Origin of the sequence: Curtobacterium sp. VKM Ac-2861, assembly GCF_013204965.1 — a bacterium.
Lineage (GTDB): Bacteria > Actinomycetota > Actinomycetes > Actinomycetales > Microbacteriaceae > Curtobacterium.
In genome coordinates this window covers 447,954-458,314 of the sequence record NZ_JABMLA010000004.1, presented here as the reverse complement: position 1 = coordinate 458,314, position 10,361 = coordinate 447,954, and the positions used below count along the sequence as shown (strand labels likewise).

Annotated in this window: 11 protein-coding genes; 5 read left to right on the top strand and 6 right to left on the bottom strand. The window is 69.6% G+C overall.

What is annotated here, in order from left to right; all coding sequences use genetic code 11:
* Positions 1–96 precede the first annotated feature (96 nt).
* The 4 genes from HQQ88_RS13115 to HQQ88_RS13100 all read right to left on the bottom strand — a co-directional run bounded on the left by HQQ88_RS13115 (position 97) and on the right by HQQ88_RS13100 (position 2,855).
* A complete protein-coding gene (locus HQQ88_RS13115) occupies positions 97–921 on the bottom strand; it encodes a helix-turn-helix domain-containing protein (protein ID WP_173169660.1) in 825 nt (274 codons plus the stop codon).
* Positions 922–967: 46 nt separating this feature from the next.
* Complete coding sequence (locus HQQ88_RS13110) at positions 968–1,330, bottom strand: hypothetical protein (RefSeq protein ID WP_173169659.1); 363 nt, start codon at positions 1,328–1,330, stop codon at positions 968–970.
* 164 nt (positions 1,331–1,494) lie between these two features.
* Positions 1,495–2,544, bottom strand: coding sequence for a GrpB family protein (locus HQQ88_RS13105; RefSeq protein WP_173169658.1), 1,050 nt, complete (start codon positions 2,542–2,544; stop codon positions 1,495–1,497).
* 32 nt (positions 2,545–2,576) lie between these two features.
* Positions 2,577–2,855, bottom strand: coding sequence for a hypothetical protein (locus tag HQQ88_RS13100; RefSeq protein ID WP_173169657.1), 279 nt, complete (start codon positions 2,853–2,855; stop codon positions 2,577–2,579).
* Between the two features lie 118 nt (positions 2,856–2,973).
* Between HQQ88_RS13100 and melA the strand changes: the two genes are divergently transcribed.
* The 4 genes from melA (at position 2,974) to HQQ88_RS13080 (ending at position 7,646) form a co-directional block, all read left to right on the top strand.
* Positions 2,974–4,398 (top strand): alpha-galactosidase, encoded by a 1,425-nt coding sequence (gene melA / locus HQQ88_RS13095; RefSeq protein ID WP_123293867.1) that lies wholly within the window; start codon positions 2,974–2,976, stop codon positions 4,396–4,398.
* Between the two features lie 125 nt (positions 4,399–4,523).
* Positions 4,524–5,828, top strand: a complete 1,305-nt coding sequence (locus tag HQQ88_RS13090; protein ID WP_254067081.1) for a sugar ABC transporter substrate-binding protein — start codon at positions 4,524–4,526, stop codon at positions 5,826–5,828.
* A complete protein-coding gene (locus tag HQQ88_RS13085; protein WP_173169656.1) occupies positions 5,812–6,771 on the top strand; it encodes a carbohydrate ABC transporter permease in 960 nt (319 codons plus the stop codon). The genes HQQ88_RS13090 and HQQ88_RS13085 overlap by 17 nt, the downstream gene beginning before the upstream one ends.
* The gene (locus HQQ88_RS13080; RefSeq protein ID WP_216834676.1) at positions 6,771–7,646 is read left to right on the top strand and encodes a carbohydrate ABC transporter permease; all 876 of its coding nucleotides are present in this window, start codon (positions 6,771–6,773) and stop codon (positions 7,644–7,646) included. The genes HQQ88_RS13085 and HQQ88_RS13080 overlap by 1 nt, the downstream gene beginning before the upstream one ends.
* A 173-nt stretch (positions 7,647–7,819) precedes the next feature.
* Here the strand turns inward: HQQ88_RS13080 and HQQ88_RS13075 are convergent, their stop codons facing one another.
* A complete protein-coding gene (locus HQQ88_RS13075) occupies positions 7,820–8,029 on the bottom strand; it encodes a cold-shock protein (protein ID WP_111086735.1) in 210 nt (69 codons plus the stop codon).
* 16 nt (positions 8,030–8,045) lie between these two features.
* Positions 8,046–9,155: an acyl-CoA desaturase gene (locus HQQ88_RS13070; RefSeq protein ID WP_123293869.1), complete on the bottom strand. Its 1,110-nt coding sequence runs from the start codon at positions 9,153–9,155 to the stop codon at positions 8,046–8,048.
* Positions 9,156–9,288: 133 nt separating this feature from the next.
* Here HQQ88_RS13070 and HQQ88_RS13065 point away from each other — a divergent pair, with 133 nt between their 5' ends.
* On the top strand, positions 9,289–10,350 hold the full coding sequence (locus HQQ88_RS13065; protein ID WP_131922609.1) for a LacI family DNA-binding transcriptional regulator: 1,062 nt from the start codon (positions 9,289–9,291) through the stop codon (positions 10,348–10,350).
* Positions 10,351–10,361 lie beyond the last annotated feature (11 nt).

The following is a 10,361-nucleotide window of genomic DNA, read 5'->3' as shown; positions in this document are numbered from 1 at the left end:
GTAACACCCCACGTACTCCGGCTGTGCATGGCAGACCGGAACGGCCAACGCCCCGTCGCTCGCGACGGGGCGTTGCTCGTGCGTCGAGGCGCCGGGTCAGCGAGCCCGCGTTCGGTACGCACCTGGCGCGGTTCCGCACGCACGGGTGAAGTGCACGTAGAAACTCGATTGCGACCCGAACCCTGCGGCGTGCGCGATCTCCGACGTCGTCATGGACGTCGTCGCGAGCAACCGCTGCGCCTCGGCCACCCGGCACCGTGTCAGGTACTCGACGATCGTGGTGCCGACGTCCTGTCGGAACACCGACATCGCGTAGTGCGGGTGCAGGTGTGCGGCCGCTGCGACGTCGGCGACCTCGATCGGTTCGCGGAACCGGTCGACCACGAACCGCACCATGTCGATCACGCGGTGCATGGCATCCGCGGTGCCGTGCCCGCCGCCGGGCCGCAGGTCGACGGCATCGCGGTGGTGCCGGAGCAGGCGACGCACGAGTGCCTGCGCCTCGAGGTTGGCGATGATCTCCGCACCGTCGTCCTCGAAGTCCCGCTGCCACGACCCGAGCATCGACTCGACGTCACGGCCAGCGGCTGCGGTCGGCACGACGACCGGGCGGTTCAGGAGCATCGCTCCGAGGTCGTGGTCGGGCAGTCCCCACGCCAGCACCTCGGCCAGCGGGATGTGCACCCAGCGGAACTCCCCCGTGCCGGTGCCGTCACCCACGAGCTGGTGCGGGGTCCAGCCCCAGAACAGTGCGATCTCGCCCGCGTGCACGCTGACCGGGGCTCCGCCGAACCGGTAGTCCAGGTGCCCGTCGAGCACCAGGTTCATCTCGAGGTCGTCATGCCGGTGGGACGACGCCATGAGCGGGGCCGGGCCGCGGTGGCTCCAGTACGCCGCTTCCATCGTCTCCACGTCGAGCACGTTGCTGAGCCTACGTCAGTGAGCCTTTCCCCACACAGGACCTCCGTCAGGGGTTCGCCTGACGAGACCAGTAGTCGGCCCTGATGACCAGGAGATCCCCGTCCGCTTCCGAACTCAGGTTGACGGTGCGCGGGTCCCACAGTGTCCCGCGCTGACGAGTTTGCGGAGTCATCCCCAAGCTCGTCGCGAGATCCTGCGGGCTCACTCCCTCGGGCGGTCGGACCGAGAGCACGGCCCAGCACCCTCCAGAAGCGCAGTCCTTCTCTTCCGCGATCAGCTCGCTGCCCGAGGGCAGCGAGACCGAAGAAGCGGGTGGCACATCCCCCTCGGTCGCGAACGCGAACAGGGACACGAGGCGAACTCCGGCGAGCAACGCGACGAGCGCAAGCGCCACCACGACCATCACCACGACAGATCGCTTCCGTCTCCCTGTGGCCGTCACGAGCGCCACCCTCCGGCTTCGGCGCAGCAGCCTGTCCTGGTACTCACTCGACGGTGTGGAGCACTTCGATGCTGACGGGCACGTTCCCAGAGCACGTCGTACTCCTCACGAGTTGCCACAGGCGCCGACGCCTACTTGTCCCACGCCGTCACGGACGCGAGGCCTCGGGCGGCACGTTCCTCATCGAGGAGCTGCTGCACCACCTGGCTCTTCGCGGCCGTGTAGGCACTACCGTCCGACGATCGCGCTGCTCGGGTCTTGACCTCCCGGTACCGCGCAACGGCGGTGGGGTCGCGCAGCAGCTTGTCCCGGAAGAGCCGTTGGTTGCACTCGTCCCACTGGTCCGAGGCGAAGACGTGGAGGATGTGGGTCCTCGCCCCGTCGTCCCGCTCGCGGGTGTACACCCCGTGGTTCTTCGGGCCGGAGCGGTGCTGCGTGTAGCCCGTCGCCGCGAGCAACGGGCCGAGCGCCAACGGGTCCGTGTCGACTGCGACCCGGACCGCGATGTCGATGACCGGCTTCGCTTCGAGGCCCGGGATGGCCGTGCTGCCGATGTGTTCGACCGCGAGTACGCGGTCTCCGAGCGCGGCGACGAGCCGCGACGCCTCACGCTGGTAGTCCGTCTCCCAGGAGTCGCGGTGTGCTTCCAGCTGCACCGCGGGAGGCTCTCCCACGGACCGGATCGTGGCCATCGCCGCTGGCCACAGCGCGTCCAACCGCGGTCCCCACGGATCTGCCATCACGCCGCTCTGACGGAGTTCGACCACCTCGGACGCGGGGAGCCACTTCCAGGCCATCACCTCGGCCGGAGCTGGCCGCACGGTCGAGCCGGCAGGTTCCCGGACGGTGAAGAGATCCACCAGCGCAGAGTCCTCGGTGAAGCGACCGACCCACTGCAGCGCGTCGGGCGCGACCTCGATGGCGGTCTCCTCGCGCAGTTCACGGCAGGCCGCCGCTGTCCCCGACTCGCCGGCGAGCGCGCTGCCACCGGGAAACTCCCACCCGTGCGCGAACTCCTTCGTCGGAGCTCGTTGCGTGACGAGGACGGTCCCGTCGGCGCGGTGGACGCAGACCGTGACCACGAGGTGGAAGGACCCGTCGGGCCAGCCGCTGTCGCCTCGCCGGAACGTCGCGCCCGTCGCTCCACCGCCCGCATCGACCACGTCCCACCACTCGTCCACGACCGCCAGCGTACGACGACCGTCGCGACCCCTCAGAGCCCCTTCCGTCTGTTCGTCTCCCAGTACCCCAGCACCAGCTCGTCGCCCGGCGGCAGTTCGCGTTCGACGAGCCGGAAGAGTCGCCGCGCCTGACGCTCGGCCGAGCGCGCCGCGGCCTCGGTCGGCCATCCCGCTTCCACCGAGTAGGCCTCGTTGAACTCGGCGGCCCACCGCAGTACTTCGTCGCGGACCGTCTCCGACAACGCCGGTCTCCCCTCGGGGCACAGGCCGTCCTCGTCCCAGAGCGGCCAGTCGACGCTGTACTCGTTCATCAGTCGGTAGCGCACCGGACAACACTCGCACACCGGCCACGGACCGATCCGAGGATCCTGGAACCCCACCGTCCGAAGCCGGAGGACCGCACACCCCCGCGCTTCCTACCGTCGACACATGACCAAGATCACCATCATCGGCGCCGGCGGCTTCGTCTTCCCCTTCCGCCTCATCGGCGACCTCGTCTCCTTCCCCGCCCTGCAGGACGCGACGTTGCACCTCATGGACCTCGACGCGGGCCGGGTCGCCCGCACCGCGACGGCCGCCCGCGAGCTCGTCGCCCACCACGGCCTCGGTGTCGAGGTCCTCGAGACCACGGACCGCCGTGCGGCCCTGGCGGGTGCCGACGTCGTCATCATCACGTTCCAGGTCGGCGGCGTCGAGTCGTACAAGTGGGACGTCGAGATCCCCCGCAAGTACGGCATCGACCAGGCGGTCGGCGACACCGTCGGCCCGGGTGGCGTCTTCCGGTTCCTGCGGTCGGTCCGCGCGTACGAGGACATCGCCCGTGACGCCCTCGAACTCTGCCCGGACGCCCAGTTCATCAACTACGCGAACCCGATGGCGATGGCCACGGCGTTCCTCAACGCGAAGGGGCTCCGGACGGTGGGGCTCTGCCACAGCGTGCAGGGCACGACCCGCATGCTGGCGCGCACGCTCGGCGTGCCGTACGACGAGGTCGAGTTCGTCAGCGCCGGCATCAACCACCAGGCGTGGATCCTCGAGTTCACGCGTCGCAACGGCGAGGACCTTTATCCGCGTCTGCGCGAGGTGATGACGGCGAAGCACCAGCGGGGCGTCGCGGCGTCCGACCTGCACGACGACGACGGCGACCACAGCGAAGCGGCTGCGGCGGCGAGCAACTACGAGGGCGGCAACGAGCAGGTCCGCACCCAGCTGATGCGCTCGTTCGGGTACTTCGAGACCGAGTCGAGCCACCACGCCAGCGAGTACGTGCCGTACTTCCGCAAGGACCCGGAGACGGTGCTCGAGTACATCCCGGAGCGCTGGGACTACTACGAGATCTGCCTGGCGCACGACGAGCAGGGCGACGTGGACACGCAGCTCGAGAAGCTCAAGGCCGACCTGACGCCGAGCGTCGAGTACGGCGCGAGCATCGTGAACGCGATCGTGACGGGTGTGCCGGCGGTCGTCTACGGCAACGTGCCGAACGCCACGGGCGTCATCCAGAACCTGCCGTCCGACGCCTGCGTCGAGGTCGCGTGCCTGGTCGACGGCAAGGGGGTGCAGCCGACGTCGTTCGGTGAGCTCCCGCCGCAGCTCGCCGCGATCAACCGCACGAACACGAACGTGCAGACCCTGGCGGTGCGCGCTGCGCTGACGGGCAACGTCGAGCACGTCCACCACGCGGTGGCGCTCGACCCGCTGACGGCGGCGCACCTGACGCTCGACCGCATCGCCGAGATGACCGACGAGCTCCTGCACGCCCACGCGGCGCTGCTCCCCGAGTCGTTGCGTCCGGCGGACGCGGTCACCGCGGCACCGGTGGCCGACCGGGAGGCCCGCCCCGCGCTCGTCTGAACCGTCGCGCCCGACGTGGGGTCGGTTCCAGGACGCGACCCCACGTCGGACGCGCGGCGCCCCGTGTGCGCACCCCGCGCCTCCCGGCCGACCTGAACGGCACCACGACCTCAAAGGAGAGGACCATGCCGACCCGACCATCCCCCCAGCTCGCCAGACGGGGGTTCCTCGCCCTCGCCGGCATCTCGCTGACCGGCGCGCTGGCAGCGTGCGCCGGCGGCGGCACGACCGGCCGCGGCGGGACGAAGCACATCCGCCTGTCCACCTGGAACATCCCGACGGACATCACGAGCTACCAGGCGATCGCCGACGAGTTCGTCGCGGCGCACCCCGGCACGAGCGTCGCCGTCGAGGTGACCACCGGGCAGTTCCATCAGTGGTTCATCACCCGGCTCGCCGCCGACCTGGCGCCGGACGTCATCAGGATCACCCCGCAGCAGATCGGCCGGTACGCCGCGAACGGCAGCCTGGTCGACATCTCGGGGTCCGTCCCGGCGGACTACCGGCAGGACTACAGCGACCCGTTCTGGGCGATCGGCGCGCGGGACGACGGCGTGTACGGCGTCTTCCAGCACACCGACAACTTCATCACCTACTACAACCGCGACGTCATGGAGCAGATCGGCGTCACGCCACCGCAGGCCCTGGCCGACGCGTGGACGTGGGACGAGTTCCTCGACGTCGCGAAGGAGGTCAAGCAGGTCACCGGCAAGTACGCGTTCGGGTACGGGTGGTCGTCGCCCGAGACGGCGTACCGGTGGCTGCCGCTGGTCCACCAGAACGGGGGCGCGTTCCTCGGCGAGGACGGTGCCACCCCGTCGATGGACACCCCGGAGGCGATCGACGCCCTGGCCTTCGGCCGGAAGTGGTACGCCGAGGGACTCGCGACCACGGGCAACCTCAGCAAGAGCGGCGGCGGTGACGTCTCGCGGAACCTGTTCCTGACCGGGCAGATCGGCATGATGCTCAACAACCCGGAGTCCATCGCGCAGCTCGACACCGACATGCCGGACAACTGGGGCACGGCCCCGATGATCCGCAACGTCGGCGAGGCGAGCGACCTGGGCGGCAACGCCCTGGCCGTCACGAAGTCGAGCAAGCACCCGGAGCTCGCGGCCGAGCTCGTGGCGATGATCACGTCACGGTCGAAGATGCAGCAGTTCTGCCACGACGGCAACTGGCTGCCCGCCCGGAAGTCCCTCGACGCGAAGGACATCGGGTACGCCGCGAACACCGACACGATGCAGCGGTTCATCGACCAGGGGACGACGATCCCGCTCTCGATGGTGAAGGCCGAGAGCGGCGAGTACTTCAGCTCGCTCAACGCGGTGTTCGCCGACTACCTCGACCTCTGTCTGCTCGGGCAACTGAGCCCGAGAGAGGCCTCGAACCAGATGATGGAGGCGATGCGCAGTGTCACTGCGAACTGAGACCGCGCCGGTCCGCACGACGGCGTCCACCGCCCCACCGACCGGCGGATCCCCCGCGGGCGGCGGCGCCCGCCGGAGCCGGGGCCGCTTCGTCCCGTACGTGTTCATCGGCCCCGCGGCTCTGCTGTTCCTCGGCTTCTCGCTCATCCCGATCATCACGGCGATCGCGCTGAGCTTCCAGGACTCCAGCACCTCGCTCGGCGACGGCACCTGGGTCGGCGGGAAGAACTTCGTCGACATGGGCTCCGACCCGCTCATCGGCACGGCACTGCGGAACACGCTCGTGTTCACGCTCGGCACCGTGCCCACCTCGATGGCGATCGGGCTCGCCCTGGCGGTCGCCCTGAACCGGCCGCTGCCCGGGCGCTCGGTGTTCCGCGCCCTGTTCTTCGTGCCGATGGTCGCGGCCGGCGTCGTGGTGGGCGTCATCATGTCGTGGATCTTCAACGGCGACTACGGCGTCGTGAACAACCTGCTCGAAGCGCTCGGCATGGGGCGCGTGCCCTGGCTGACCGCTCCGGGGTGGGCGATGGCGACCCTGGTGGTCGTCGTGGTCTGGACCCGGATCGGCTTCTGCATGGTGATCTACCTCGGCGCGCTGCAGTCCGTGCCCGCCGAGCTCAAGGAGGCCGCCGCGATCGACGGCGCCTCGCGCTGGGTGCGGTTCCGGACCATCACGTGGCCGCTGCTCCGCCCGACGACGTCGATCCTGCTCATCCTGAACGTCGTGTTCTCGTTGCAGGCCTTCGACGTCATCTACGTGATGACCGGCGGCGGCCCCGGCTTCTCGACGACCGTACTGATCCAGTACGTGTTCCGGTCCGCGTTCATCGATGCCCGGATGGGCTACGCCGCGGCGCTCGGACTGGTGCTCGTCGCGATCCTGCTCGTGTTCACGCTGCTCCGGCAGCGCGCCAACCGCAAGGCGGAGGAGATGCTCTGATGGCCGTACTCGATGTCCGCGGTCCCCGCCGCCGTCCGGCTGGAGCCCGCTCCCGGCGCCGGCCTGGTCGCTGGGTGCTCGTCGCCGGGCTCACCGCCCTGGCGATCCTGATGGTGTTCCCGCTGTACTGGATGGTCGTCTCGGCGCTCACCTCCGGCGGGCAGTCGCAGAGCGGCACGTTCTCGCTGTTCCCGACCAGGCCGACGTTCGAGAACTACACGCAGGTGTTCAGCACGCAGCCGGTCTGGCGGTGGCTCGGCAACTCGGCGCTCATCACCAGCGTCGGCACCGCGTTGAGCGTCGTCGTCTCGCTGATGGCCGGGTACGCCCTCGCCAAGTTCCGGTTCATGGGCCGAGGGCTGCTGTACTCGGCGTTCCTCGTCACGATCATGATCCCGATCCAGGTCACCCTGGTGCCGAGCTTCCTGGTCGTCGCGAAGATCGGCCTGGTCGACTCCCCCTGGGCGGTGATCCTGCCGACCGTGTTCGACGTCGTCGGGATCTTCATCGCCCGGCAGTTCATGCTCGGGGTGCCGGACGCCCTGATGGAGGCCGCTCGACTCGACGGCGCCGGCGAGTTCCAGACGTTCTTCCGGGTGGTGCTGCCCTCGTGCGGCCCCCTGGTCGGGGTACTCGTGATCCTCGGCTTCATGACTCGGTGGAACGACTTCCTCTGGCCGCTCGTCGTGCTGCAGGGAAACGAGAACCTGACGGTGCCGGTGGCCCTGTCGACCCTGACGAACAACCCGGCGTTCAGCTCACCGTGGGGAGCCGTGATGGCCATCGCGACCGTGACCGTGCTGCCGCTGCTCGTGGTGTTCCTGGCGTTCCAGCGCCAGTTCGTGCAGGGCATCGCCTCGACCGGCATCAAGTAGCGCGGCGGGCGCGCGCCGGCACGGCGGGCGGCGTACCTGCCCGAATCGGGCGTACCTGGTCGATTCTTTCGACCAGGTACGCCCGATTCCGCATACCAGCGCAGTGGACATGGGAAAGAAACGACGGGAGGCACGGTGCCAGCTGGCACCGTGCCTCCCGTCCGTCGTCCGCGTCAGCGGATGATCGAGATGTTGTCCGCCTGCGGGCCCTTCTTGCCGGGGCCCACGTCGTACTGCACGTGGTCGTTCTCCTCGAGCGACCGGTAGCCGGTCGTCGCGATGATGCTGGAGAAGTGGGCGAACAGGTCCTCGGACCCGTCGTCGGGGTGGATGAAGCCGTACCCCTTGGCGTGGTCGAACCACTTCACAGTGCCGGTCGGCATGGTCGACAGCACGGCGTCAGTGGATGCGCAGTTGCGCGACCATCGGGCAGGCGAACGGGTCGCGGGCAGCGAGCCCGACCCGGTTCAGGTACCGGACGACGATGCCGTAGGAGCGCAGCAGGGTGGTCTCGGTGTAGGGCACCTCGAGCGTGTCGCAGTGGTCGCGGACGAGCAGGCGGGCCTGCTTCAGCGCCGGACGGGGCATCGACGGGAACAGGTGGTGCTCGACCTGGTAGTTCAGGCCGCCCATCAGGAACGAGACCCACCAGCCGCCACGGATGTTGCGCGACGTGCGGACCTGGCGCGAGAAGAAGTCGACCTTGGCGTCGTGCGCGATGGTCGGCATGCCCTTGTGGTTCGGGGCGAACGAGGCGCCCATCATCACGCCGAAGACGGCGAGCTGCACACCGAGGAACGCGCAGGCCATGCCGAACGGCAGGAACCAGAACACGACCGTCAGGTAGATGCCGAAGCGGGCGACGAGCAGCGCGGCCTCGAGCCAACGGTGCTTGACGTCGGCCTTGGTGCCGTTGCCGGTGACGATGCTCTGCACGGCGTACCGGTGCAGGTTCAGGCCCTCGAGCGTCAGCAGCGGGAAGAACAGCCAGCCCTGGAACCGCATGAACGTCGTCATGAGCGGACCCTTGACCGCCGCGGCGTCCTCCGGCAGGAACCGGATGCCGTCGGGTGCGATGTCGGGGTCCTTGCCGACGGTGTTCGGGTTGCCGTGGTGGCGGGTGTGCTTGTTCATCCACCACGAGTAGCTGAGACCGACCAGGAACGTGCCGAGCCAGCGGCCAGCGTGGTCGTTCCACTTCTGCGAGGCGAAGACCTGGCGGTGCGCGGCTTCGTGCGACAGGAACGCGAACTGCGTGAAGATCACGCCGAGCGCGCCGGCGACGATGAGCTGGAACCAGGTGTCGCCGAGGAATGCGAACGCGACCCACGCGAGGGCGAAGGTGACGATGAGTGTGCCGAACAGCGACCAGTAGAACCCGGTGCGGCGGCGGAGGAGTCCGTTCTCCTTGACCTGCGCGAGCAGAGCGGAGTAGGTCGAGGTGCCCTTGGGGCTTCCTGTTCCTGGACGAGTGCGGGTGTAGCCCGGAGCGAGCGGAGTGGTGGTCAAGTGGACCGACCTTCCGGTGCGGACCGGCCCTTCGGCCGGTTCGAGAGAGTTCACGCGATTGCGCTTGGTGCGACCCTAGGGCCTGAAGGTGCGATTCCACCTGACAATCCGCCTGCCCCACTACGGTGATCGGATGGGCAAGGTCACGCTGCAGGACGTCGCCGTGCACGCCGGCGTCTCGATGAAGACCGTGTCCAACGTCGTGCGTGGCTACCAGCACGTCAGTCCGCCGATGCGCGACCGGGTGCAGGCCGCGATCGACGAGCTCGGGTACCGCCCGAACGTCTCCGGACGGTCGCTCGCCACCGGCCGGTCGAACATGCTCGCGTTCGCGTTCCCCGACCTCCGGCGGCCGTACTTCGCCGAGCTCGCGCACGTGTTCTCCCGCGTCTGCGCGCAACGCGGATACCAACTGCTGCTCGAGGAGACCCTCGGCGAGGCCGATGGCGAGCGCTCCGCCGTCCGCGGTCGCGAGGCCGGGGTGGTCGACGGCGTCGTCATCCACCCCCAGGTCCTGACCCCCGAGGCGATCGACCGGATCCGCGGAGACACCGCCGTGGTGTTCCTCGGCGAGGACGTCCGCCCCCAGTACTCCGACCAGGTGGTCATCGACAACGCGGCCGCGGCGGCACAGGCCGTCGCCCACCTGGTCGCGCTCGGTCGCCGGCGCATCGGCTTCTTCGGGCACGAGACCGGGCCGGAGTCCAGCACCTCCGGCCTGCGGCTCGACGGCTACCGGGCCGGGCTCGCAGCCGCCGGCCTGCCCGTCGACGACGCGCTCCTGGTCCCCCGCGAGGTCGGTGACGCCGCAGGTGCCGAGACCGCGTTCGGTCGGGCGCTCGACGCCGGGCTCCGGGTCGACGCACTGCTCTGTCGCGACGACCTCGCCGCCCTCGGGGTCCTGCGCGCGATGCGGTTGCGCGGGCTCGACGCTCCGCGGGACATCGCGGTCGTGGGGTGGGACGCGATGGGACTCGGGTCGAGCCTGGTACCGAGCCTGACGTCGGTCGCGCCGGACACCGTCGCGCTGGCGGACACCGCCCTCGACCTGCTGCTCGAGCGGATGGACGGCTCTGAGGTACCCGGCAGGCTGGTCACGGTCGGGCACCGGCTGCTGGTGGGCGAGAGCGCGCCGTTCCCCGACGGCTCGGTCGACCGCGGGCCGGTGCCGGGCCAGGGCCGAGTCTCGGCCTGAGCGACACTCCT

What these genes read in the sequence shown, in the direction of transcription:
- HQQ88_RS13100 (WP_173169657.1), bottom strand. Translation starts at nt 2,855, where the DNA reads ATGAACGAGTACAGCGTCGACTGGCCGCTCTGGGACGAGGACGGCCTG.
- HQQ88_RS13090 (WP_254067081.1), top strand. Translation starts at nt 4,524, where the DNA reads ATGCCGACCCGACCATCCCCCCAGCTCGCCAGACGGGGGTTCCTCGCC.
- HQQ88_RS13075 (WP_111086735.1), bottom strand. Translation starts at nt 8,029, where the DNA reads ATGCCGACCGGCACTGTGAAGTGGTTCGACCACGCCAAGGGGTACGGC.
- melA (WP_123293867.1), top strand. Translation starts at nt 2,974, where the DNA reads ATGACCAAGATCACCATCATCGGCGCCGGCGGCTTCGTCTTCCCCTTC.
- HQQ88_RS13065 (WP_131922609.1), top strand. Translation starts at nt 9,289, where the DNA reads ATGGGCAAGGTCACGCTGCAGGACGTCGCCGTGCACGCCGGCGTCTCG.
- HQQ88_RS13080 (WP_216834676.1), top strand. Translation starts at nt 6,771, where the DNA reads ATGGCCGTACTCGATGTCCGCGGTCCCCGCCGCCGTCCGGCTGGAGCC.